Source organism: Azospirillum sp. SYSU D00513 (assembly GCF_017356015.1).
Classification (GTDB): Bacteria; Pseudomonadota; Alphaproteobacteria; order Azospirillales; family Azospirillaceae; genus Azospirillum.
Window position 1 is genome coordinate 57,574 of record NZ_JAFIQV010000016.1, and the last position, 24,002, is coordinate 81,575.

General features: G+C 69.9%; 23 protein-coding genes. 11 read left to right on the forward strand and 12 right to left on the reverse strand.

The window, feature by feature from the left end; translation table 11 throughout:
• The first annotated feature begins 227 nt into the window (after positions 1 to 227).
• From JUB11_RS13790 to JUB11_RS13800, 3 genes are read left to right on the forward strand one after another with little or no spacing between them, the layout of a single operon-like run.
• On the forward strand, positions 228 to 1,025 hold the full coding sequence (locus tag JUB11_RS13790; RefSeq protein ID WP_247887035.1) for an SDR family oxidoreductase: 798 nt from the start codon (positions 228 to 230) through the stop codon (positions 1,023 to 1,025).
• A complete protein-coding gene (locus JUB11_RS13795) occupies positions 1,022 to 1,582 on the forward strand; it encodes a GNAT family N-acetyltransferase (protein WP_207459129.1) in 561 nt (186 codons plus the stop codon). Before JUB11_RS13790 ends, JUB11_RS13795 begins: the two co-directional genes overlap by 4 nt.
• The gene (locus JUB11_RS13800) at positions 1,579 to 2,508 is read left to right on the forward strand and encodes a hypothetical protein (protein ID WP_247887036.1); all 930 of its coding nucleotides are present in this window, start codon (positions 1,579 to 1,581) and stop codon (positions 2,506 to 2,508) included. The genes JUB11_RS13795 and JUB11_RS13800 overlap by 4 nt, the downstream gene beginning before the upstream one ends.
• 11 nt (positions 2,509 to 2,519) lie before the next feature.
• Here JUB11_RS13800 and JUB11_RS32765 read toward each other — a convergent pair whose 3' ends face one another.
• The 10 genes from JUB11_RS32765 to JUB11_RS13850 form a co-directional block, all read right to left on the reverse strand.
• Entirely contained in the window at positions 2,520 to 3,602 is a 1,083-nt protein-coding gene (locus JUB11_RS32765) for a ketoacyl-ACP synthase III (RefSeq protein WP_207459131.1), read from the reverse strand.
• A 49-nt stretch (positions 3,603 to 3,651) separates the two neighbouring features.
• Positions 3,652 to 4,764, reverse strand: coding sequence for a UDP-2,4-diacetamido-2,4,6-trideoxy-beta-L-altropyranose hydrolase (gene pseG, locus JUB11_RS13810; RefSeq protein WP_207459132.1), 1,113 nt, complete (start codon positions 4,762 to 4,764; stop codon positions 3,652 to 3,654).
• A gap of 12 nt (positions 4,765 to 4,776) precedes the next feature.
• On the reverse strand, positions 4,777 to 5,481 hold the full coding sequence (locus JUB11_RS13815; RefSeq protein WP_207459133.1) for a hypothetical protein: 705 nt from the start codon (positions 5,479 to 5,481) through the stop codon (positions 4,777 to 4,779).
• Between the two features lie 125 nt (positions 5,482 to 5,606).
• Positions 5,607 to 7,949 carry a tetratricopeptide repeat protein gene (locus tag JUB11_RS13820; protein WP_247887037.1) on the reverse strand — a complete coding sequence of 781 codons (2,343 nt, stop codon included), beginning with the start codon at positions 7,947 to 7,949 and terminating at the stop codon, positions 5,607 to 5,609.
• A complete protein-coding gene (locus JUB11_RS13825; protein ID WP_207459134.1) occupies positions 7,946 to 9,967 on the reverse strand; it encodes a tetratricopeptide repeat protein in 2,022 nt (673 codons plus the stop codon). The genes JUB11_RS13820 and JUB11_RS13825 overlap by 4 nt, the downstream gene beginning before the upstream one ends.
• Positions 9,968 to 10,044: 77 nt before the next feature.
• Positions 10,045 to 11,025: an FkbM family methyltransferase gene (locus JUB11_RS13830; protein WP_207459135.1), complete on the reverse strand. Its 981-nt coding sequence runs from the start codon at positions 11,023 to 11,025 to the stop codon at positions 10,045 to 10,047.
• A gap of 124 nt (positions 11,026 to 11,149) precedes the next feature.
• Positions 11,150 to 12,226 carry a hypothetical protein gene (locus tag JUB11_RS13835; RefSeq protein WP_247887038.1) on the reverse strand — a complete coding sequence of 359 codons (1,077 nt, stop codon included), beginning with the start codon at positions 12,224 to 12,226 and terminating at the stop codon, positions 11,150 to 11,152.
• Positions 12,227 to 12,308: 82 nt separating this feature from the next.
• Positions 12,309 to 12,944, reverse strand: coding sequence for a flavin reductase family protein (locus JUB11_RS13840; protein ID WP_207459136.1), 636 nt, complete (start codon positions 12,942 to 12,944; stop codon positions 12,309 to 12,311).
• Positions 12,945 to 13,024: 80 nt separating this feature from the next.
• On the reverse strand, positions 13,025 to 14,611 hold the full coding sequence (locus JUB11_RS13845) for a cisplatin damage response ATP-dependent DNA ligase (RefSeq protein ID WP_207459137.1): 1,587 nt from the start codon (positions 14,609 to 14,611) through the stop codon (positions 13,025 to 13,027).
• Positions 14,608 to 15,630, reverse strand: a complete 1,023-nt coding sequence (locus tag JUB11_RS13850; RefSeq protein ID WP_207459138.1) for a ligase-associated DNA damage response exonuclease — start codon at positions 15,628 to 15,630, stop codon at positions 14,608 to 14,610. Before JUB11_RS13850 ends, JUB11_RS13845 begins: the two co-directional genes overlap by 4 nt.
• Positions 15,631 to 15,822: 192 nt before the next feature.
• On the opposite strand from JUB11_RS13850, the gene JUB11_RS13855 reads away from it, so the two are divergent.
• The 5 genes from JUB11_RS13855 (at position 15,823) to JUB11_RS13875 (ending at position 18,915) form a co-directional block, all read left to right on the forward strand.
• On the forward strand, positions 15,823 to 16,398 hold the full coding sequence (locus JUB11_RS13855) for a hypothetical protein (RefSeq protein ID WP_207459139.1): 576 nt from the start codon (positions 15,823 to 15,825) through the stop codon (positions 16,396 to 16,398).
• 84 nt (positions 16,399 to 16,482) lie between these two features.
• Positions 16,483 to 17,418: a pseudouridine-5'-phosphate glycosidase gene (locus JUB11_RS13860; protein WP_207459140.1), complete on the forward strand. Its 936-nt coding sequence runs from the start codon at positions 16,483 to 16,485 to the stop codon at positions 17,416 to 17,418.
• A gap of 147 nt (positions 17,419 to 17,565) precedes the next feature.
• Complete coding sequence (locus tag JUB11_RS13865) at positions 17,566 to 17,934, forward strand: hypothetical protein (RefSeq protein ID WP_247887039.1); 369 nt, start codon at positions 17,566 to 17,568, stop codon at positions 17,932 to 17,934.
• 356 nt (positions 17,935 to 18,290) lie between these two features.
• Entirely contained in the window at positions 18,291 to 18,566 is a 276-nt protein-coding gene (locus JUB11_RS13870) for a BrnT family toxin (protein WP_207459142.1), read from the forward strand.
• Positions 18,547 to 18,915 (forward strand): helix-turn-helix domain-containing protein, encoded by a 369-nt coding sequence (locus tag JUB11_RS13875; RefSeq protein WP_207459143.1) that lies wholly within the window; start codon positions 18,547 to 18,549, stop codon positions 18,913 to 18,915. Before JUB11_RS13870 ends, JUB11_RS13875 begins: the two co-directional genes overlap by 20 nt.
• A gap of 148 nt (positions 18,916 to 19,063) precedes the next feature.
• Here the strand turns inward: JUB11_RS13875 and JUB11_RS13880 are convergent, their stop codons facing one another.
• Positions 19,064 to 19,960, reverse strand: coding sequence for an S-methyl-5'-thioadenosine phosphorylase (locus JUB11_RS13880; protein WP_207459144.1), 897 nt, complete (start codon positions 19,958 to 19,960; stop codon positions 19,064 to 19,066).
• Between the two features lie 92 nt (positions 19,961 to 20,052).
• Positions 20,053 to 21,006, reverse strand: a complete 954-nt coding sequence (locus tag JUB11_RS13885; protein ID WP_207459145.1) for an aldo/keto reductase — start codon at positions 21,004 to 21,006, stop codon at positions 20,053 to 20,055.
• A 314-nt stretch (positions 21,007 to 21,320) separates the two neighbouring features.
• Between JUB11_RS13885 and JUB11_RS13890 the strand changes: the two genes are divergently transcribed.
• From JUB11_RS13890 to JUB11_RS13900, 3 genes are all read left to right on the forward strand, one after another.
• A complete protein-coding gene (locus tag JUB11_RS13890) occupies positions 21,321 to 22,082 on the forward strand; it encodes a YajG family lipoprotein (protein WP_207459146.1) in 762 nt (253 codons plus the stop codon).
• Positions 22,083 to 22,106: 24 nt separating this feature from the next.
• Positions 22,107 to 22,343, forward strand: a complete 237-nt coding sequence (locus tag JUB11_RS13895) for a hypothetical protein (protein WP_207459147.1) — start codon at positions 22,107 to 22,109, stop codon at positions 22,341 to 22,343.
• A gap of 170 nt (positions 22,344 to 22,513) precedes the next feature.
• Entirely contained in the window at positions 22,514 to 23,965 is a 1,452-nt protein-coding gene (locus tag JUB11_RS13900; RefSeq protein WP_211112527.1) for an alanine/glycine:cation symporter family protein, read from the forward strand.
• Positions 23,966 to 24,002 lie beyond the last annotated feature (37 nt).

Consider the following 24,002-nt stretch of genomic DNA (forward strand, 5'->3'; position numbering starts at 1 on the left):
CGATGCCTCCCCCCGATGGGCTTCAGCCCTCCTTGATTTAGATGTCAAAGGGTTTCCGCTTTGTTAATGGAGCGCTCCGCTCCAGGAGCGGCAGGAAGAGGGGATTGCACCCAGGCACCCGGCGCAGGGCCTTTGCTCAAAGCGAGCCGTTTCCCCCGGCTGAGTTGCCCCACGGCATGGGCGGCGCGCGAGGCCCGGCTTGACAGGATTGATCGGCAATTAGGAGAATGCTCCATTCGAATGAATTGTCGCGGTCCTCCATGCCCCCCACTCACAACCCGATGGACCTGACCGGCCGGCGCATGCTGGTCACCGGCGCGTCCGCCGGTATCGGGCGCGCCACGGCGGTCCTGCTGTCCCGGCTCGGCGCGCGGGTGACGGTGAGCGGCCGCGACGAGACCCGGCTCGGGGAAACGCTGGCGCTGCTGGAGGGCGGGGGCCATGACGCCGCCGCCTTCGACCTTGGCCAACTCGACGCGGTTCCCGGCTGGCTGAAGGACCTCGCCGCCCGGGGCGGCGCCTTCCACGGGGTGGCGCATTGCGCGGGCATCCAGACCTTGCGCCCGATCCGCATCTTCTCGGCCTCCTTCTTCGAGGAGGTGATGCGCGTCAACCTCGGCTCCTGCCTCGCCATCGCCAAGGGGCTGCGGCAGAAGGGCGTGCACGCGGACACGGCCTCGCTGGTGCTGATCGCCTCCACCGCCGCCACGGCGGCCTCCCCGGCCAACGTCGTCTACGCGGCCAGCAAGGGCGGGGTCATCGCGGCGACCAAGGGTCTGTCGGCCGAGCTTCTGCCCGACGGCATCCGGGTGAACTGCATCGTTCCGTCCATCGTCATGACCGACCTGATCGAGCGCGGCTTCGAAAAGTTGACGCCCGAACAGATCGAGCATCTGCGCAAACTGCAGCCGCTTGGCTTCGGCCATGTGGACGATGCCGCCAACGCCATCGCCTATCTGATCGCCGACACGGGCCGCTGGATCACCGGGACCTCCATGGTCGTGGACGGCGGGCGAACGGCATGACGCAGGGGCTGAGCTTTCGCGTCCCGAACCCCGACGATGCCGAAATGCTGCTGGAATGGCGCCTGCGGCCGGAAATCGCCAGCCAGATGTTCACGGCGGTCGAGAACGACGTGGAAAAGCAGCGGGCCTGGCTGCGGCGCAGCAACGAGCGGGACGATTACGTCCACCGCATCATGATGGTGGATGGGATCCCGGTCGGCTACGCGTCGATCACCGTCACCAACCCGGAATGGCGGATCTGCACCTTCGGCGTCTACATGGCGGATCGGCGCGGCCGCACCGGCATGGGTCCCTTCAACTTCACCCACATGCTCAACCACGTCTTCTACACGATGGGGCAGCGCAAGGTGGTGAACCATATCCTCGCCTCCAACGAACGCGTGGTGAAGGGCCAGACGATGCTCGGTTACCGCCATGTCGGCACCTTGCGCGAACAGGTGGTCAAGGACGGCAGAGCCCAGGACCTGCACATTTTCGAAATGCTGGAAACGGACTGGCGAACCACGCGGAGCCGCTACGGCATTCTCATGGACATGGACGGCCGGGAATGGCCATGACCGAACCTGGATTCCCGGAGCGCCTGCGAACGCGCATCCCCTCCCTGGCGGACTTCCTGAAACGCGCGTCCATGGACCGGCGCCGCTTCGTCTACGACCTGCTGCCCCTGTTCCCGGCGCCGCGGACGCGGGATCGGGTGGCGCGGCTCCTGGCGTCGGCCCGGCCCCGCACGCCCGTTTTCCGGCCCTCGGAAGCCGCCCGGGTCTGGCATCAACATCTTCGCACGGACGGGATCACGCCGCCCCTCCCGCCGCTCGCCCCCGGGATCGTCGCGGACATGCGCGCCCATTTCGAAGGCTGCCGCGTCCGGGATCCCTACCGGCCGCATCTCGGCGCCTTCCCGCCGGGCGCCCCGCCGAGTACGGAGTCCAACATGGGCTATCACGGCGTCGAGGACATCCTGTCCGCGCCGCACGTGCTCAGGCTTTTCAACGATCCGCGGCTGCTCGAAGCCGCGGAACTCTATCTCGGCTGCAAGCCGACGCTCGACAACATCGGCTGCTGGTGGTCCTTCCCCGACCGCTCCGCCGCCAAGGGAACCCAGCGCTACCACCGCGACTTCGACAGCCTCCGCGGCTTCAAGGTCTTCTTCTATCTGACCGACGTTGATGCGGAGGCCGGCCCGCACGTCTTCATGAAGGGCAGCCATCACAGCCCGCGTCTGGGCACCGGAAAGGCGCTCGCCGACGAGACGGTCCGGGCGGCCTTCGGGGCCGGCAACGAGGTGACCGTCACGGGGCCGGCGGGGACCTGGTTCGCCGCGGACACCTACGGCTGGCACAAGGGGCTGCTGCCGAAGCGGGACGCTCGGCTCCTGCTCACCGCCCAGTACACGGTGAACCGGACGCCGCACGCGCCGCAGGCGCCGGTGATGGAGCGCCCGGCGGGCCTCGACCCGTTCGTGAACCGCGTCTACCTGCGATAGGCCGGCGGCGGTCAGACTTCCAGCACGGGGAAGTCGCCGGGGATCTCCTCCACGGCCGGCGCCGGGATCGGCCCGATGTCGGCGACCATGGCGCCCCAGGACCAGCCCACGCCGAAGCCCGCCATCAGCAGCTTGCTGCTGCGCCCTGCGAGCGGGCCGGAGAGCTGGTGGCAGATCGCCAGCGGGATCGAGGCCGAGCTGGTGTTCCCGAAATGGTGCATGTCCACGACGAACTTGTCCTCGGGGATCTGCACCCGCTTGCGCAGATGGTCGAGCATGAACTTGTTCGCCTGGTGCAGCACCACATGGTCCAGCTCGTCCATGGTGACGCCGGCATGCTCCATCGTCGTGCGCAGCAGCGGCGGCACGGCCTTCAGGGTGAAGGCGAAAACTTCGGCACCGTTCAGCTTGAGGCGGGAGTCCAGCATCAGCCGTTCCTCCTCCTCCGGGGAACGTGGCTGGCCGGTGGGGATCAGGCAGTCGCGCTTGCCGCCGGCCTTGACGAAGATGTGCTTTGCCCCGGCGCCGTCCGTGCCCAGCACCACCGGGATGGGCGGCGCGTCGGCATCGACCTCCAGCGCGGTTGCCGAGCCGGCGTCGCCGAACAGCGGCAGGGTCGCCCGGTCCTCCGGATGCAGATGGCGGGTGGCGTTGTCGCCGCACAGCACCAGAGCCCGGCGCGCGTCCGACCCGCCGAGCAGCCGCCCCGCCATCCACAGCCCGTAGACATAGCCAGAACAGCCCAGCGGCACGTCGAAGGCGGCGCAGGAGGTGGGCAGCCCAAGCCGCCGCTGCATGATGCAGGCGGTGGCCGGAAGGACGTAGTCGGCGTCCTGCGACACGAAGATCAGCACGTCGATGGTCGCGGGATCCCAATCGAGCTGCCGGATCAGCCCCTCGGCCGCCGCGACGCACATGTCCGAGGCCATCAACGGGGCCGGCGCCACGCGGCGCTCATACACGCCGGTGGTGGCGAAGAGCTTCCGCGCTTCCTCGCTGGTGAAGATGCCGGGCTCCTCCACGAAGGAGTGGCGCCGGCTCGGAACCGCCGCACGCACACCGGCGATCCGCACCTTTTCCACGAACGCTTTCACGGGAGAACCCTCATCGATGGGAAAACTCTGGCCCTGGCACGCCCCGGCCTCACGGCACGGTGCCACAGGGCGGATTCGGCTGTAAACGGGGATCGGGCGGAGTGCCGAGCAGCGCGTCGAGGATGCGCCGGACACCGTCGCCATCCACCGTGCCAACCGCCCGCGCGGCCATGCGCGCCCGTTCGGCCGGGTCGTGCCAGAGCGCCAGGGCGAGGTCGCGCAGGCGGGACACCGCGTCGGGCCGCCGCCCGTCCAGGACACGGCACCAGCCGGCTTCCGACACGGGGCCGGCCGCGGGGGCCTGGTTGTCGGCCGCCACCACCAGGATCGTCGGCACGGCGAGTGCGGCCAGTTCGCCGACCGTCGTGCCTGCCGCCGACACCGCCAGCCCGGCCCCGGCCATCAGGGCGCCCATGCGGGAGCTGTCCACGTGCAGTTCCACCCGCGCGCCATGCCGCAGGGCCGCCTCCCGGATCGCGCCGGCGCGCGGGTTGGCGCCGCCCACGGCCACGGTCAGCCGGTCGCCTTCCGGGAGGGAGGGCGCCAGGACCTCGATGCAAAGCCCCGTCAGGCCGAGCGGATCGGAGCCACCGAAGGTCAGGAGGATCGAGCGCCGCTCGGCCAGGGGCTTGCGCTCCGCCTTCGCCGCCTCGCGGATCTCCCGGCGCAGCGCCACATAGCCGGCGCCCAGCAGATGCGTGGCATCCGGCGCGATCCGGGCATAGGGCAGCCCGGCCGCCGTCGGGGCGGCGTTGACGACCACGTCGGCGTGCAGGTTGGCAAGGTCGCCCAGATCGTCGAAGGCGAGAATGCGCGCGCCAGACGCCCGCAGCCCGGCGCGGTAGACCTCGCCGAAGCGGTAGCCGTCGAGCGCCACCGCCCGGCAGCCCTCCTCCACGGCGATCGCGAGCGTGATCCGGAGATCCTCCGGGCTGCCCGGTTCGGCGGCGACCCTTCTATTTCCAGCGCCGGCGGCTTCGATGCGGCGGTCCAGAGCCTCGCTCGATTGCGCCATGGCAAAGACGCAGCGGCCACCGGTCTCGATCACCGCCTCGGCCAGGGCCAGGCAGCGCATGGCATGGCCGGTCCCGATCTCAGGTGACGCGTCGGCCCTGAAGAGGACCGTGGCCGCCCCGTGGCAAGCGCCGGCGGCGGGATTCATCGCCGGCTCCGGTCAGACGAACAGGCTGAAGCTGCCCATCAGCTTCTGGGTGCCCGAAAGGCCGGTGGGGATCGAGGCCCTGGCCGCGGCCGCCGTGCTCAGCCCGTCCAGCATGGCCTGCTGACCGGCCGAGATCTGGTAGGGGTTTTCGTTGCGCGAGGGCTGCTTGACGACCGTGTCGTAATCCTTGCTGTAGCTGCCCATGCTGAGCTGGAGCGCGTAGTTCTTCGCCTCGTTGGCGTCGGTGCCCTTGTCGCGCGAGACGCGCAGGACATAATCGCCGCGGTCGAGCTGGAGCTCGCCCTTCTGCATGGACTGGAAGTTCTCGTAATTCTTGCCTTCGTCCTTGTTGCTGTCGGCGACCACGACGCCCAGCTTGGACATCACCTGGACGCGCAGCCCCTCATCGCCGATCTGGCCCAGGGTCGCCTCGCCCTTGCTGGTGACGCGGAACTTGAAGAAATCGACCGTGTCCTTGGCCGCGAGATTGCTGACGACGTTGAGGCGGGTGGTGTTCCGGGCGAGGATACCGATGTCCGTCGCCTGCGACCGGTTGGTCGAGGAGGATTTGTTGACTTCCTTCTGGAATTCCTGAACGTTCGCAGAGGCTTCGGCCTCCGCCTTGCGCTTGGCTTCCAGGGCGGCGACGGCAGCGTTGACGGAGTCCTTCAGACCCGACACCAGCGAATTGACGCCGGCCAACCCATTGTCCGCCATAGCCTGCCCTCCTCGTTTCCCCGGCGTCCGCCACGGCGGCGCCAGAGACCAAAGCCACTTGAACCCGGATTGGGAATCCGGACACCCGCTCCCCAATCCCTAGGATCAACCTACGTTAAGCATCCTTAACCGAGCGTTAATGGCCCCGGTCGAGATTCGGCGCCGGCGGCCAGTTCGCGTGCCATGCGGGCGAGAACGTCGGGCAGGGCCTCGCCGGGACGGGGCTGCCACAGGCGCATGGAGGGGAACCAGGGCCGCACGCCCGTGCCGAGCTGGGTCCAGTCCCGCCCGCCGAAGCGCCAGACCGGCACGCCCAGCGCCCCCGCCAGCTCCCCCGCCGACATGGCCGGCGAGATCACGAGATCCAGGTTCGACACCAGCGCCGCCGCCGCCTCGAAATCGTCCTTCAGGTCCAGGTCCGACCAGCGGTGCAGGCGCACCTCGAAGCGTGCTTCCGCCCGTTCGATCTCCTCCGCGCAGTCGCCGTATTGCAGGTTCACGAACACCAGCCCCGGAACGCGGAACAGCGGCGCCCAGTCCTCCAGGATCGTGTAGGCCGTCCGCCGCTCCGCCGTCATGAGCTGGCTGCGCCAGCCGATGCCGACCTTCAGCCCCGGCCCGAGTGCGGCCAGCCGCTCCCGCCAGAGCGCCAACCGCGCCGGGTCCGGAACAAGCCAGGACGGGCGGGAGGGAAAGGCGGCCAAGGACCTGCGGAACACCCGCGCCAGGGAGCCCACGGGCGTGTGCAGCGCGCAGTCGGGGAAGGAGAGGGTTTCCCGCCCGCGCGCGTCCACCGCCTGGGCGCGCACCGTCGCCTGCGGGAAGGAGCGGGCGAGGAGCGGCACGAGCCGGCGGTCCGTCTCGATCACCACATGACCGGCCACCACATGACCGGCGCGTGCCACGGCATCCTCGCAGACCGAGGCGAAGAGCATCGTGTCGCCGACCCCCTGCTCTCCCCAGACCAGCAGCCGCTTGCCCACGAGATCCTCGCCGCGCCAAGCCGGAATGGCCGGCTGGCGGCCGGCGCCGACCTGGCCGGAGGCGAAGCGCCAGGCGTAGCCCGGCCATCCCCCGGTGAAATCGCCCCGCTCCAGCCGCAACAGCCCGCGGTTGAAGTGGGCCAGCGCCAGATCCCGCGCGAGGAGCAGGGCGCGGCCGTAGGAAGCCTCCGCCGCCTCCGTCCGGCCCAGCCGCTGCTCCGCCAGCCCCAGATTGCTCATGGCCTCGCCATAGGCGGGATCGAGCGCCAGCGCCCGCCGGAACCACCGGGCCGCCTCCATGAAACGTCCCTGGCCCTGAAGCGCATGGCCAAGGTTGTTGGCGGCCATGGGCTGGCCGGGTGCCAGACGCAGGGAGCGGCGGTGGTGCGCCGCGGCACCCGCGAAATCCTCCCGCTCGCGCAGGCCGTTGCCGAGGTTGGACCAAACGCTGGCAAGACCTGGATCCAGTAGCACGGCCATGCGCCAGGCCGGGAACGCCTCCCCGGTCCGGTTCAGGTCCTTCAGCGCGTTGCCGAGATTGTTCCAGGCCGCCGCCATGTCCGGCCGGTGGGCGAGCGCCTTGCGGTGGCTCTCCACAGCCTCTGCCGCCCGCCCCTGTCCCCGCCGGACCGAGCCGAGATTGTCGTGCGCTTCAACGAAGTCCGGTTTCAGCGCCACCGCCCCGTCGAAGCAGGCCGCGGCGTCCTCGGGTTGCCCGAGATCCTGGAGCAGCAGGCCGAAATTGTTCAGGACCAGCGGGGCGCCCGGATCGATCCGCAGGGACTCGACATAGGCCTCCGCAGCCTCGGCGAGCCGGCCCTCCGCATGCAGTGACCCGGCCAGCACCGCCAGCCCGGTGGCATCTCCCGCGCCCCCGCGTGCCAGCGCCTGCCGCATCGCCTCGCCCGCCTCCGCCGCGCGACCGAGATGGCGCAGGCTGGCGCTGAGGTTGCTCCAGGGGCGCGGGTCCGCCGGCATCAGCTCCGCCGCGCGGCGGTGGCTGGCGACCGCTTCCCCGGCCCGCCCGAGATCCTGGAGCACCGCCCCGAGATTCAGGTGAGCCTCGGCGAAGTCGGGCCGCAGACGCGCCGCCTCGGCGTACTGCGCCGCCGCCTGCTCCTTGCGGCCGAGCGCCGCCAGCGCGACGCCGAGGTTGAAGCGTGCCTCGGCATGGTCCGGCCGCAGCTGCAGCGCGCGGCCGTGGCATGCGGCGGCCTCCTCCGCCCGGTCCATTGCCAGCAGCACGAGGCCAAGATGGCGGTGATAGTCGGCGACCGTGCCGTCGACTCGGATCGCCTCCCCGATCAGCCGCGCCGCCTCCGCGTGATGCCCGCGCTGGTGGGTCAGCACGCCCAGCAGATGCAGGGCGTCGGCGTGGCCGGGCGACGCGTCGAGAATGCGGCGGTACAGGGTCTCCGCCGCGTCCAGTGCGCCGGCCCGGTGATGGCCCAGCGCCTCGGCCAGCAGGAGAGCGGGGCCGCTCAAGGCCGCCGCCCCCCGGCCAGCGCGGTCAGCCGCCGCGCCGCCGCGCCCAGCGCCTCGTCCATGGTTCCGGCCGGTCCGGGGGGAACGACCGCCATCGTCGGGAACCAGGGCCGGACGGCGGCGCCGAGCTGGGTCCAGTCGCGGGCGCCGACGCGCCAGACCGGCACGCCGAGCGCCCCCGCCATCTCGCCGACGGAGGAGGCGACCGTGATCACGAGGTCCATCGCGGCGGTCAGCGCCGCCGCACCCTCCAGGTCGTCCTTGAGGTCCAGCCCCTCCCAGCGCAGCAGCCGCGCGCCCAGCCGCTCCTCCGCGCGCCCGATCTCCTCCTCCCGCCGGTCATATTGCAGGCTGACGAACCGCACCCCCGGCACGGACAGCACCGGCCGCCACTGCTCCAGCGCCGTGTAGGCTGGACGGCGCGACAAGGTGGCGTGCCGGCTGGTCCAGGCGATGCCGACCGTCAGGGCGGGGCCTTGCACGGCGAACCAGTCCCGCCAGCGCCGCACGCGGTCCATGTCCGCCAGGAGCCAGCCCCCTTGCGGCGGGAAATCCGCCAGTGCCCCACGCAGCAGCGCGGGAAGCGATCCCATGGCGACCTGGAGGTCGGCGTCGCCGGGGTTGCCGTCATGCGGGCGGACGGACGCGCCCGGAAGGGAGCGCGCGAAGAGCGGCACCAGCCGCGCGTCGCATTCGACCAGCAGACCGCCGGCCCCGAGCCGGTCCGCCCGCGCGAGCAGGTCCGGCAGGCAGCTCCCGAACATCAGCTCGTCGCCCAGCCCCTGTTCGCCCCAGACCAGCAGCCGCCGGCCGGCCAGAGGTTCGCCCCGCCAGGGCGGCAGCGCCGTGACGCGGGCCTGCCCGAGCGCGGGCGAGGCGAAGCGGTGCGCGTAGTCCTCCCACCCCTCGGTCATCCGGCCCTGCTTCAACCGCAGCAGCGCCCGGTTGAAGCGGGCCACCGCCTGGTTCGGCTCGGCGCGGAGGGCGCGGGTGAAGCACCGCTCCGCACCCGCCTCGCCGCCCCGCCTCTGAAGGGCAAGCCCGAGATTGGCCCAGGCGCCGGCGTAGCCTGGCCGCAGCGCCAGGGCACGGCGGTGGAGCGCCTCCGCCTCGGCAAGGCGGCCTTGCCCTTGCCGCAGCGTGCCGAGGTTGGTCAGCGACTCCGCCAGGACGGGATCGGCGCGCAGGGCACGGGCGAAGGCTGAAGCCGCGCCCCCAATCCGCTCGGCCGCCTGGTGCAGAAGCCCAAGGGCGTTCCAGGCTTCCGCGTCACCCGGCTCACCGGCCAAATAGTGCCGGTAGGCCGCCTCAGCACCGCCATCGCCGCGACGTTGGAGGGCGCCGGCCAAGGCCAGCAGGGAGGGGCCGTGCGACGGGCGCTCCGCCAGCACCGCGCGCAAGGCCCCGATGCCCTCCCCCTCCCGGCCGAGGTCGAGCAGGGCCAGCCCGAGAGCCGCCCGCGCTTCGCTGAGGCCGGGTTGACGCGCGAGCGCCGCCCGCAGCAGAGGCTCGGCCTCCGCCGGACGGCCCATCCCCCGCAGCACGGCGCCGAGGTTGCCTTGCGCCTCCGCGAAGTCGGGCCGGCCCCTCAGCGCCTCGCGGTAGGCTTGCGCGGCTTCCTCGGAACGCCCTTGCGCGGACAGCGCGTTGCCCAGCGTGTTGGCGGCTTCGGGAAAACTCCCGCGCAGCCGCAGCGCCTTGCGGCAGGCGGCCTCCGCCTCCGTCGCCCGGCCCAGCGCCTGAAGGGCGTGGGCAAGGTTGGCGTGGTAGTCGGGTGCCGACCCGTTCCCGGCGATGGCGCGCCCGATCAGTTCGGCGCCCTCGGCGAAGCGGCCGGTCTGGCAGGCGATCATGCCCCGCAGATGCAGGGCGTCTGGATGGCCCGGCCGGACGCGCAACGCCTCCGCATACAGGCTCTCGGCCTCGGCAAGCCGGCCGGCCTGGTGCAGCGCCACCGCCCGCCCCAGCAGCTCCGCCGCCGGATCCGCCCGCCCCGCCTTGCCCGTCTTCCGGTTCATGATGTCGGGTTCATGTCTGCCGGTTCCTGTCTGGCCGTTCCTGTCCGGCGGCCGGTCCGGCCGAGCGCGGCCACGCCCTACCGGGGCACGGCGCCGATGTTGAGCGGCGGCTTGCCACCGCTTCGCGCCAGGAAGCGGTCGAGCGGCATCAGGGGCTCCGCGCCGTGGGCGACGATCTGGTCATGCTCGGGTATGGCGATCAGCTCGTAATGGCGGCGCAGCATGCCGAGGCAATCCTCGTCGAGGCGGTAAGCCTCGAACAGCAGCACCGGCGCCGACGTCTCGATGAGGCGGCGGGCGCCCCGGATGACCTCGTAATCGAGCCATTCCGCGTCGATCTTGATGAAGTCGGGCCGGATGCCGCGGCTGGCGCAGAACGCGTCCAGCGTGACCTGCTCGACCTCGACCGCCTGGTGTGCCCAGCCCGGTTCGTTCAGGGTGGCGGTTACCTCGTACAGCAGGTCTCCCGCCTCGTTACCGGGGAGGGGAAGATGCAGCCGGGCCGGGCCGCTCGCGGACCCGCAGGCCAGGTGAACCAGTTCCACCCCGGCGCATCCGGCGGTCAACCGGGCGAACTTGCCGGCCAGCGTCCTGTTCGGCTCGAAGGCGATGACCCGTTCCGAAAAGCGGGCGAACAGGGCCGTCATCAGGCCGATGTTGGCGCCCACGTCGATGGACAGCCCGGCCTTCCGGACATGGCGGCGGCAGAATTCGAGCGGCCAAAGCTGCTGCCCGTCCAGATGGGCGGCGAGCAGCGGAAGGGCGATCCGGTAATTGTCGATCCCCAACCTGTCCAGGGTCGCCGCCATGTCCTCGAAGCTGGTGCTGGCGATCAGCACCACGTCGTCCGGGCGGCGCAATTCGGCGTATTCCTGCGGTGAGAAGGACCGCACGGTCAGGGGGCGCGCCTTCGGGACGGTTTCGATGAACCCGCCGACGTCCCGCTGCCGCCCCGAAGCGGTCAGGAAGCCATAGAGCGCTCCGCCGCCGACACCAGCGCCATAGATGAAGATGCGGGCATGCCGGGGAATGTCGTTGATGTCGGTGATCGAAGCCATCGCGGCGCCCGCCCGTCCAGATGAAGCTGCCCAAAGCAATACACAGCTTTCCCGCCAGCGGGCAAGGCGGGTGCCAGTGGGTTGGGGGCCGCCCGAGGCCGGCCGCCTCCCAACCCGTTCCGTCTCAGCCGAGCAGGCGCGAGGTGACCGGGCCGAGATCGCCGCGCCACTCCTTCACCTCCGCCTCGACGCGCTCCAGCGCCCGCTGGTCGCGGTAGCGCTTGCGCGCCCGGCCGGGGTCGCCGCGCTGCTGCATCTGCTCCAGCCGGGTCGCCACCGCCGGGTCCGACGCGATGGCCTGCCGCCAGCGGTCGATGCGGATCTCCACCACCGCGTCCACGATGGCCTGCATGCCGGGCCGCCGGCCGAGCTTGGCGACGCTCGGGGCGAGGCGGGCGGCGGCGGCGGCGGCGACCTCCGCCGGCATGCGCGGGAAGACCCCGCGCGCCGCCTCGGCGATGTCGCTCTTCAGGTCGTCGGCCTGCCCGCGCCGCGCGGCACCCCGGTCGGCGCGGGCGATGGCGCGGACCTGCCTCTTCGCCTGCCAATCGAGAATCGCGGCGGCGACCGCCTTGGCGTCCGCGTCCATCCAGACGGCCGGTCCGGTGCCCTCCTCCAGGATGCGGCGGGCCGGGGCCGGCAGTTCGGCCGGCTCCTCGGCCGCCTCGGAGGCGAGATGCAGCGTCAGCAGCGAGCGGAGCGAGCGCACCCTGCCCTCGTTCCCGGCGATCAGCGCCTCGCGCCCCACGGCCTCCACCTCCACCAGCGCCTGGAGCAGGTCGAGATCCCCACGCGCCCAGCGCCGCCCGGCGGTGAGACGGTCCGCGCGTGCCTGGACCAGGTCGCGCGCGGCGGCGCGGCCGAGCGCCGGTGTGTCCGATTCCACCCGCCAGACCCCGCCCTCGAATCGGGCCACCGCCCAATGGCCCTCGGGCACCGGCCGGTCCGTGGCGGGGGCGGAACGCCCGTCGCCGTCCTCCGCCCAGCGGGCGGCGACGCGCAGGGTCCCGTCCTGCGGGGTGCGCCAGGGCGTGCCGGGCTTGGAGTAGAAGGCGTTCTCGCCGGGGCTCCGCAGCACGAAGCGCCAGCCGGCGACCTCCGCGGCCAGGGCGTCCGGCATGTCGGACGGGCGCTCCCAGGCGCCGAGGCGGGCGATGGATTCGGGTACGGGCGGCTGTTCGGGCAAGTGATCGGACGACATGAGTGCTCCTTCGCCTGCGGGTATAGCCCATGGGCGGCAGCCGGGGCCAGACGCACCTTCACGGCCCCGGCGGGTCCGGGGTTCAGGCGCCGGTCGGGCGCGGCATGTCGAACATGACGTCGGGCCGGATCTCGGCATAGCCGCCCGGACCGCCGGCACGCAGGATCGGATGGGCCATGGCCGTGTCGTAGACCCCATCCCGCAGGAGCGCCCGGTCGATGTGGACGCCCACCACCTCGCCCAGCACCAGCCAGCTGTCCACCGTTCCGCCGTCGGCGCGCCGGAGCTGCACGATCTGGGTCAGCCGGCATTCGAAGGACACCGGGCTTTCCGCCACGCGCGGCGGCCCCACCAGCCGCGACGGCACCGGCGTCAGCCCGCCCAGCTCGAACTCGTCCACCTCCGGCCCCACCGGCGCGGAGGTCGCGTTCATCCGCTCGGCCAAGGCGCGCGTGGCGAGGTTCCAGACGAACTCCCCGGTGTCCTGGATGTTGGCGACGCTGTGCTTCCAGCCGATGCTGCTGAAGCCGATGATCGGCGGCCGGTAGTTGAAGGCGTTGAAGAAGCTGTAGGGCGCCAGGTTCCGGCGCCCCTCCTTGTCCTGCGACCCGATCCAGCCGATCGGGCGCGGCCCGACGATGGCGTTGAAGGGGTCGTGCGGGAGCCCGTGCCCCTGCGACGGTTCGTAGAAGTGGATGTCGGTGGGCGTGGTGGGCATTGGCGGTCGTTCCCGGATCGCGTCGGTGATCGTTCCCCGGATAAGAGCGCCCGGCGGGCCATCCGGCAAGGCGCTTCGCGCTACCCCACCACCATCCGCCGCACCGTCTCCAGCCGGTCGGCCTCCGCCGCCGGCTTGTCCCAGCGGATGCGGTGGACGCGGGGGAAGCGCATGGCGAGGCCGCTCTTGTGGCGGGTGGAGGGATGGACGCTGTCGAAGGCGACCTCCAGCACCAGCCCGGCGGAGACCTCGCGCACCGGCCCGTATTTGCGGACCGTGTGGTTGCGCACCCAGCGGTCCAGCTCGGCCAGCTCGGCGTCGGTGAAGCCGGAATAGGCCTTGCCCACGGGGACCAGCTCCTGCCCGCCCTCGCCGTCGCGCCAGACGCCGAAGGTGTAGTCGGAATAGAAGCTCGACCGCTTGCCGTGCCCGCGCTGGGCGTACATCATGACGGTGTCCAAGGTCAGCGCGCCGCGTTTCCACTTGAACCAGGGCCCCTTGGGCCGTCCGGCGACGTAGAGGCTGTCGCGCCGCTTCAGCATCAGCCCTTCGATGGCGTTCTCGCGCGCGCCCTCGCGCAGGGCCTTCAGCTCCTCCCAGCCGGCGAAGGGCACGATCTCCGACAGGTCCATGCGGCGCGGCCTCACCGCCTCGTACCAGCGCTCCAGCCGCGCCCGCCGCTCGGTGAGGGGCAGGCCGCGCAGGTCCTCCTCCCCGTCGAACAGGATGTCGTAGAGCCGGACCCAGGCCGGATAGTCCTGGAGCATGCGCGCCGTGACGGCTTTGCGGTTCAGACGCTGCTGGAGGTCGTTGAAGGGAGCCACTTCGCCCTCGCGCGCCACCAGAAGCTCCCCGTCGAGCACGGCGTCGAAGACCATGTGGTCGGTCAGGTCGGGGAAGGCGCCGGACACGTCGTCGCCGGTGCGGCTGTAGATGCGCCGCTCCCCGCCCTTCGCCACGAGCTGCACGCGGATGCCGTCCCACTTCCATTCCGCGCTGTAGTCGTCGGGGTTCAGCGCGGGCATGTCCTCCTCTTCCAGGGCCTGGGACAGCATCAGCGGGCGGAAGCCCGCGCCATGGCCGGCGGCCGGACGCTCCGCCCGCCCCTCCAGCCATGCGAAGAGGTCGAGGTAGGGCGGGGTCAGCCCGTGCCAGCATTCCTCGATCTCGTTCGGGTCGCGTCCGCCCCAGGTCGCGAGCGCCGTCTTGGCGAGCCGCGCCGACACGCCCACGCGCAGGGAACCGGTGATGAGCTTCAGCAGAGCGAAGCGCCCCGAGGAGTCCAGCGTGTCGAGCCAGCCCTCCACCAGCTCCATCACCTGGCCGCGCTTGGCCGCTTGCAGGGCTTCCACCACCTCGGTGATGGAGGGGGGCTGGCTGTTCGCGCGCTCGGGCCGCTCGGGCCAGATCAGCGCCACCGTCTCGGCGAGGTCGCCGACGAAGTCGTGGGAAAGCGCGAACAGTTCAGGATCGACGCGGGTGGCGGCGAGCTGGCGGATGGCGGCGGGCTTGGCCTCGCGGAAGACCAGGCTCTCGGTCAGGGCGGCCAGCGCCCAGCCCCGGTCGGGGTCGGGCACATGGGCGAAATAGTCGGTCAGCAGGCGGATCTTGCCGTTGCGGGACGGCATGAAGACCAGCGCGTCGATCAGCTCGGAAAAGGGCTTCACGCCTCGTCCTCCTCGAAGCCGATCAGGGCCAGCGCCTTGGCCTTGATGCCGCGCCCGGCGCAATGATGGACCAGAGCCTCCTCCCGCCCATGGGTTACCCAGACCTCCGGTGCGGCCACCTCGTCCAGCGTGCGGACCAGTTCGTCCCAGTCCGCATGGTCGGAGATGACCAGCGGCAGCTCCACCCCGCGCTGGCGCGCCCGCTGCCGCACGCGCATCCAGCCCGACGCCATGGCGACGACCGGGTCGGTCAGCCGCCGTCCCCAGCGGTCGGCGATGGCCGCCGGCGTGCCGAGCACCAGCGCGCCTTTGAGCTGGTCTTTCGCGGCGACCGTGGCGGGCCGCGTCTCGCCAAGGTCGATGCCGAAGCGCCGGTAGAGGTCGCAGATCGACTCCAGGGCTCCGTGCAGGTAGATCGGCCGGTCGTAGCCCGCCTGCCGCAGCAGGCAGATCAGCCGCTGGCACTTGCCCAGCGCGTAGACCCCGACGACGTGGCTGCGCTCCGGGAACAGCGCCATGGAATGCAGCAGCTTGCGCACCTCGCCCAGGTCGGGCGGGTGGCGGAAGACCGGCAGGCCGAAGGTGGCCTCGGTGACGAAGACGTCGCAGGTCACCGGCTCGAACGGCGCGCAGGTCGGGTCGGCGCGGCGCTTGTAGTCGCCGGAGACGACCACGCGGGAGCCGCCATGTTCCATCACCACCTGGGCGCTGCCCAGCACATGCCCGGCCGGAACGAGCCGCACGGTCACCTCGCCGATGCGGATGGTCTCCCCATACTCCAGCGCCTGCTGGGCCGCCCCCGCCCCCTCGCCGAGCCGCTGGCGCATGATGGCGAGCGTGCCGGGCGTGCCGAGCACGCGCGCGTGCCCCGGACGGGCGTGGTCGGAATGGCCGTGGGTTATGACGGCGCGTTCCACGGGGCGCAGGGGATCCACGTAGAAGCCGCCCGGCTCCACGAAGAGGCCGTCGGGCAGCACCTTGATCCAGTCGCTAGGGCGTTGTTTCTGAATGGCTTTCATTCCTTCGGGCCGCCATCTCCGTAACAACGCCCCGGAAGGAATGTTCCGCCGGTCCACCCGCGGGGAGTACCCCGAAGCCTTGCCGCGGCTCTTCCAAGCGATTCCGTTTGGGCCTTTGCCAGCGGGATCGGGCCGACCTTAGGCTGTATCGGCGGGGCGGACGGTTCGCTCCGGAAGAAGCTAGGTGGTCCCATGAAGACGCTGGCCGTCGCGATCGTCGCTTCCCTCGCCGCCCTGTGCAACACCGCCCATTCCCAGGAGGCCAAGGTCTGGTCGACCGTCGCCACCTGGACCATCCAGACTCTGCCCGACGCCTGTTACACGACCGACGAGTACAAGAACGGAACCGTGCTGGGCTTCCTCGCCGCCAGGGATGGTCGTTTCAAGATTCTGATCGGCCACGACGATTGGCAGATTCCGGAAGCCATCTACGAAGTCACCCTGTCGGTGGACGGTGGCCGGACGTACGGTTTCAGCGCGCTCGGCGACGGACCCCTGGTCGCCATCAGCGTCCCGGATCTGCCGACCCTCTACGGGCCGCTGAGGACGGGCAGCATCATGTCCGCGACGGTCGGAAAGCACACCTACAGTTACCGGCTGGAGGGCACCAAGGCGATGCTGCCGGAACTGGTGCGTTGCGCCGGAACCCTGGAGGATAGGACCAACCCCTTCGCCGGGGTGGAGACGGAAGCGAGGGGCACACCCCATGTGAGCGGTCCGAATGTCGGAGGGGACCCCGTGCTGCCGTCGCGCGGCCCCTTCGACTGACCGGGCCCCGTCCTCCGCATTCTCTTGCGCCGGGCCGCGCCCGCCCGCACCATGCGCCGCCGATGCGACAGGAGGAGCCAGCCCATGCCTGCCCAGCACGACCGCCTGTGCCCGACGCCCGAGGTCGCCGACGCGCTGACCGAGGGCAAGCCCGTCGTGGCGCTGGAATCCACGGTGATCTCCCACGGCATGCCCTACCCGCGCAACCTGGAGACGGCGCGTGCCCTGGAGGAGGTGATCCGGGCGGAGGGTGCCATTCCCGCCACCATCGCCGTGCTGGACGGGCGCATCCGGATCGGGCTCGACGACGAGGCGCTGGAACGGCTCGCGACGGGCGGGCCGTCCGTGATGAAGCTCAGCCGCCGCGACCTGCCCGTGGCGCTGGCGAACGGGGCCATCGGGGCGACCACCGTCGCGGCCACCATGATCGCGGCGCGGCTCGCCGGGATCACCGTCTTCGCGACGGGCGGCATCGGCGGCGTGCACCGGGGGGCGGAGACCAGCTTCGACGTCTCCGCCGACCTGACCGAACTGGCGCGGACCGGCGTCTGCGTGGTCTGCGCCGGGGCCAAGTCCATCCTGGACTTGGCCAAGACGCTGGAGGTGCTGGAAACCTACGGCGTGCCGGTCCTGGGGTACGGCACGGACGAATTTCCGGCCTTCCACAGCCGCCGGTCCGGCCTTCCCGTCTCGCACCGCTGCGACCGGGCAGAGGAGGTGGCGGCGATCCTGGAGGCCAAATGGAGCCTGGGCCTGGAGGGCGGTGTCCTGCTCGCCAACCCGATCCCGGAGGAGGACGCGCTGGACGCCGCCGAGATGGAGGAGGCGATCGGCCATGCCCTGGCCGAGGCCGGGCGGCAGGGCATCTCCGGCAAGGCCATCACCCCCTTCCTGCTGGCGGCGCTGGAGCGGATCACCGGCGGGCGCAGCCTGACGGCGAACGTCGCGCTGATCCGCAACAACGCGGCGGTCGCGGCGCGGGTCGCGAAAGCCTACGCGGACCTATCCCGGAAAAAGTAGTAGGACGTACTTAGTTTGTGGTAACGCCTCTGCGGACCTCCGGCTTAAGACCGCGTTAACCTCCGTCCGGCAATCTGAGGGGGTCATACAGCGGAGGTTCTTATGCGTGCGTCGAGCCCGTCGAATCTGATCACCCGGATGGTCGCCATGTCCGCGCAGCCCGACGAAACCGACGTGGCCGAAGACACCCGTCCGGCCACGCGCGTCCAGCGCGTCGTCTGGGCTGCCCAGGCCAATCAGCTCCGCGGCGCCCTGCCGGTCCGCCTGGTTCACGAGATCGAATGCGCGGTGGTCGCCGACCTCGATTCGATGGAACTGCCGGAAGTCTTCTTCACCTCGGTCGAGATCGGAGGCCGCGTCGTGACCTGCGACCTCGACGCCTCGGGCACTGCCTCGATCTTCGGCATGATCGAGGCTGGCGAGTATGACGAGCTGGTCGAGGAAGCCGGCGACGACGCCCTGTTCGGCGTCGACTGGGACGGCGTCTACATCACCCCGGCCCGCACCCGCCACTGAGCCTTCGCATGTCCACGACCAGGGCGGCTCCTCCCCCGCCCCGGTCGTGGTTTCCCGGCCCCCCTGGACCGGTGTCATAGGCACGCTTGTCCCGCCCAGCGGTCCTGCTGGGATGAAACTTTGGTGGCCTGCGCCTCTGTTCTTCGTCCAATTCCAGAGTTCGGATTGCGCGCCAGTTTACCGCAGCCAGCTTTCCCCGAACCAGGCCGCACCCATCCAAGCCCTGCTCCTGGGAGTCCGGGGATCATGGAGCGGGACCCCAACTTCGCCACTGGTCTCGACGCCAGGGGCCACCTCACCCTGCCTCCTGGAAATTCGACCTTCTCAGCGCTACTTCACTGAAGTAGCCTTGGCTCATGAAATTCGACTGGGATGAGGCGAAGGACGCGAGGTGCAGGGCGGAACGAGGCTTCGGCTTCGCCGATATCCTGCCGGTTTTCGTCGATCCCCAGCGACTGGTCGAATTGGACACGCGGCACGAGTATGGGGAGACCCGCCATCGGCTGTACGGGCGGATCGACGGCCGGCTCTTCGTCGTCGTCTACACGTTTCGTGGCAAGCTCATCCGCATCATTTCGGCACGCAAGGCGAATGAACGGGAGGTAAGGAAGCATGACCAAAGCGAAGGCTGAACTGAAGCCGGATGGCTCCGTCACGCATTTCGGACCGGGCGGCCACACAGCACCCGCCGTAGCTGGGATCGATTGGGCGAAGGTGGACGCCACCACAGAGGCTGAGATCTCGCGTCAGGCTGCGCAGGACGATGCGGAGGCGGCGCTCGATGCCGCAGCTTATGCGCGACGTGTGCGAAGGAAAGTGGGGCTCTCGCAGAGCGTCTTTGCTCGCAAAGTCGGTGTGCCCGTCTCCACCGTCCGGAATTGGGAGCAGGGCACACGCTCGCCGCAGGGCGCCGCGCGTGCGTTGCTGCGTGTGATCGACAAGGCGCCCGAGACGGTACTGAACGCGCTAGCCGATGAATGATGAGAGGGCGGAATCCGAATTTGACCATCTGGGATTCTCCATGCCCGCTCCAACCGCAGCAACGTGACATCCGGCATCGGAAAGCGCTGCCGTGGCAAGAACGCTTTCCAACGCCAAACGGAACCAGCACGGCTTGCTTGCCGGCAACTCAACCGCCCTGCGGCCCCAGGGTCCGCGCCAGGATGACCTCCAGCTTCTTCAGCAGGGCCGGATCGCGCTTGTCGGGCGCGGTCATGATGGCGCTGTCGAGCGCTGTCTGGCAGCCCTTGCCGCAGGCGCCGTGGCGGTGCCTCAGCGCCGGGGCCAGCGTCTTGACCAGCCCGCGCGCCTTGTCGGCGTTTGCGATCACCACCTTGATGACGGCCTCGACCGTGACGTGGTCGTGGCCTGAGTGCCAGCAGTCGTAGTCGGTGACCATGGCGACGGTCGCGTAGCACATCTCCGCCTCGCGGGCGAGCTTGGCTTCGGGCATGTTGGTCATGCCGATCACATCGCAGCCCCAGCTCCGGTACAGGTTCGATTCCGCGATGGTGGAGAATTGCGGCCCCTCCATCACCATGTAGGTGCCGCCGCGCCGGTGCGGGATGTCCAGCGCCTTCAGCGCCTCCTCGATCCGGTCGCCCATGCGGCCGCAGACCGGATTCCCCAGCGCGACATGCGCCACCAGCCCGGTGCCGAAGAAGCTCTTCTCGCGGGCGAAGGTGCGGTCGATGAACTGGTCGATGACGACGAAGGTGCCCGGCGGCAGCTCCTCCTTCAGGGAGCCGACGGCGGAGACCGACAGGATCTCCGTCACGCCGAGCTGCTTCAGCGCGTGGATGTTGGCGCGGAAGTTCAGCTCCGACGGCGGGATGCGGTGCCCCCGCCCGTGGCGCGGCAGGAAGACGAGCCTCTGCCCGTCCAGTTCCCCCGTCAGCAGCTCGTCCGACGGGTCGCCGAAGGGCGTCTCGACCTTCACCCAACGGCGGTTCTCCAGCCCGTCGATCTCATAGACGCCGCTGCCGCCGATCACGCCCAGCACCGGCGCGTTCCCGCTCTCCGCCATCTCAAAAGCCTCCGTGGTTCACCGAACGGCAGTGTTCCAGCTTGGCCCCATGAAGGCAACCGGGCTTCCGGCGGAGCGGAACCGGACGAGCGTCAGACGGCGCTCGCCCTGTTCAACCGCTCGATGGCGTCGGCCGGCAGTTCCAGCCTTGCCGCGGCGACCAGCTCGTCCACCTGCGCCTCCTTCGTCGCGCTGGCGATGGGGGCGGTGAGGCCCGGCCGGGCGATCAGCCAAGCGAGCGCCACCCGCGGCGGCGTGGCGCCGAGGTCCGCCGAAACTTCGTCGAGTGCGGCAAGGATCGCCCGCCCCCGGTCGTTCAGGTACTTGGACACCACCCCGCCACCGCGCGCGCTCTTGGCCCCGTCGGTCTCCGACCGGTACTTGCCCGTCAGGAAGCCGCTCGCCAGCGAGTAGTAGGTGATGACGCCCAGCCCCTGCGCCCGGCACAGCGCCTCCAGTTCCGCCTCGTAGCCGGCCCGGTCGTACAGATTGTATTCCGGCTGGAGCGTCTCGTAGCGCGGCAGGCCATTGCGCGCGGCGACATCGAGCGCTTCCCCAAGCCGCGCGGCGGTGAGGTTCGACGCGCCGATGGCGCGGACCTTGCCCTCCTTGATCAGGTCGGCGTAGGCGCCGAGCGTGTCCTCGAAGGGCGTTTCCGGGTCGTCCCAATGCGACTGGTAGAGGTCGATCACATCCGTCCGCAGCCGGCGCAGCGAGGCCTCCACCGCCTCGCGGATGTAGGCGGGCTTCAGCCCCTTCTTGCCCGGCCCCATCTCCGATCCGACCTTGGTCGCGATCACGAGCCGGTCCCGGTTGCCGCGCGCCTTCATCCAGTTGCCGATGATCGTCTCCGACTCGCCGCCCCGGTTGCCGGGCGCCCAGGCCGAATAGACATCCGCCGTGTCGATGAAATCGAAGCCCGCCTCGACGAAACGGTCGAGCAGCCGGAAGGAGGTCTCCTCGTCGGCCGTCCAGCCGAACACGTTGCCGCCGAAGCAGAGCGGCGCAACGGACAGGCCGGAGCGGCCAAGGGTACGTTTGTTCATGAGCGGTGCCTTTTCCTGTGTACGACCGGATGCCATTCTGGAAGACTTGCACAAGCCGATGTGGCTGGAAACGCGCAGGTCATCTAGTCAGCCAAGGAAAAACTTTGGTGTTTCGATTGGGGTTCCGTTCCTCAAACCTCGTGGCTCTGGCCAGATAAGGAAAAACCGCCGCTGACGCGCGGCAGCCAGCGGCAGGTTGTGAGAAAAATTCTAACCCTCAACACACGTGACTCTTCATCATTACCTGACATACCATCACTCTCATTCGTTGCGCTCGCTGGGCGCTATGCAAATGGTAATATGGGGGAGCGAAGATGGCGCGGGGGTACGGTTGGAAGAGCCTTGCAGCGGGTGCGGTTTTGACGGTGAGCTTCGGGCTGGCCGGTTGTAGCAGCACACCTGTATCCCTCAGGTACAACGCCCCTACAACCCTTTCGAAGCCGGAAGGCGCCAAGCCTGTCGTCGAGGTTATCAGCGTCACCGATGCGCGTGAGAACACCGCCCGCATCGGAGCCATTCGGGGCGGGTACGGTAACCCGCTCAAGACGTTGACGGCAGCAACGCCGGTTCCGGACATGGTGCGCCAAGCTTTCCTGGACGGACTGGCCGCGCGTGGACTGCTGGCGGAATCGAACACGGGACTTTACGGCCTCGAAATCGGCGTGAAACGGCTCGACTCCAGCCAGCTCGTGCGGCGCGAGGCTCATACACATCTCCAGCTTTCCGTCGTCGAGAAATCTACCGGTCGGCCCGTCTACAACAAGGCCATTGAGGACAACCGCTCCGATGAGGGCAGCTTCGTCGAAACCGGCATCCTCGCTTCCGTCGAGGATTTACGGAAGATCACGAACGACAGCATGCAAGCTGCCGTCGATCAAGCCCTGGACAACCCGGCCTTCTTGGCGGCGGTGAGCACCCCGTCATTCCCCATGGCGCCCGCAGCCGCCGTGCCGACCGCTCCACAAGCTTCTACCGTTGAGCAACGCCTTGCTGCGGCCAAAGCGCTCTATGACCGGAAGCTCATTACCGAGCGGGAATACCAGGAGCAGCGTAAGGCCATTCTGGGAAGCCTGTAGTCCTAGGCAAGAGGATCGGAACAGGTGAGAAGGCGGAACGAACCGTCGGGAGTACTGGCCGCCGTGCTGGCACGGCTTGGGAACGTCATCTATTGGACAGGCTGCGTCATCGCCGCCCTGGCCGGCCTTTGGGTGCTACTGGCCCTTCTGTCCGCCGGGCCCAATGACGACCGGGCTCTCATCGCGATGTTCGGCGCCGCGGTCGGGGGCGTCTGCTGGGCGATCGGGCGCATTTGCCTTTACATCCTGGCGGGCCGCTAGCCTCCGAAGAACAGGCAGTGCGGCGCGTTTCGGTGTCCGCGCATGCAGCCGTGTGGCCGTCGTCGGGGGTTCCGGTGCGCTCGGGGTTGATGCAGCGGAACAATCCGCTGCACGCGGGGTTTGGTCGCTGGAACCAAGGCCCCCTGTGACCCACGAAAGAAGGCCGACCGATGATCGACACCGTCATCGCCTGGATGAACACCATCATCTGGAACCATCTGCTGATCTATCTGCTGCTCGGGGCCGGGCTCTACTTCACGGTGCGCTCGCGCTTCATCCAGCTCCGCCTGTTCGCCCATGCCTGGTCCGCGCTGCTGGGATCGCGCCAGGATTCGGAGGGGGGCATTTCGTCCTTCCAGGCCTTCTGCATCGGCCTGTCCTCGCGGGTCGGGACGGGCAACATCGCGGGCGTCGCCATCGCCCTCACGCTCGGCGGGCCGGGGGCGATCTTCTGGATGTGGATGGTGGCGCTGGTCGGCATGGCCACGGCCTTCGTCGAGGCGACGCTCGCCCAGATGTTCAAGCTGCGCCAGCCGGACGGAACCTACCGCGGCGGCCCGGCCTACTACATCGAGCGCGGGCTCGGGTCACGCTTCTGGGGCAGCGTCTTTGCCGTGCTTCTGATCGTCACCTTCGGCCTGACCTTCAACGCGGTCCAGGCGAACACCATCGCCGCCACCTTCGGCACCGCGCATGGCGTGCCCACGATCGTGACCGCGGGCATCCTGGTCCTGCTGGCGGCCCCCGTCCTGTTCGGCGGGATAAGGGCCGTCGCCCGGGTCGCCGAATGGCTCCTGCCCTTCATGGCGCTCGCCTATCTCGCCCTGACCGCCGTCGTGCTCGGCATGAATGTCGACCGCATCCCCGAGGCGTTCAGCCTGATCATCCGCTCCGCCTTCGGGCTCGACGAGGCGGTCGCGGGCTCCGTCGGTGGGATCGGTGCCGCGCTGCTGAACGGGGTCAAGCGCGGCCTGTTCTCCAACGAGGCCGGCATGGGCAGCGCGCCGAACGCCGCCGCGACCGCCACCCTCCCGCACCCGGCCTCGCAGGGGCTGGTGCAGGCCGTCGGCGTGTTCGTGGACACCATCGTCATCTGCACCGCAACCGCGCTCATCATCCTGGTGTCCGGAGTCTACGACCCGACGCAGAGTGGTGCGGTGGAGGGGGCCACCCTGACCCAGGTCGCCGTCTCCTCCGCCTTCGGCGGGATCGGCACCGTGTTCATGAGCGTCGTGATCTTCTGCTTCGCCTTTTCCTCGATCCTCGGCAACTACGCCTATGCAGACGGCAACCTCACCTATCTCGGTGCGCGGTCCAAGGGGCTGGCGGCCTTCAAGGTCCTCGTGCTGCTCGCCATCTTCGGCGGCTGCCTCGGCGAACTGCCGGTGGTCTGGGCCTTGGCGGACACCACCATGGGGCTGATGGCGCTGGTCAATCTCGTGGCGATCCTCCTCCTCGGGCGCTGGGCGTTTGGCGCGCTGAGGGATTACGAGCAGGGCCGCCACAGCGGAGCCCCGGTCTTCAACTCCCACCCGAACCCCCACCTTCCCGGCCGGATCGGAACGGGCGTGTGGCGGCGGGAGGCCGACGCGGGAACCTCCCGGCCCGGTGGTCCCCTGTGATGGGCGGAGCCCGTCATTTTTCCGCAATCCCGCGTTC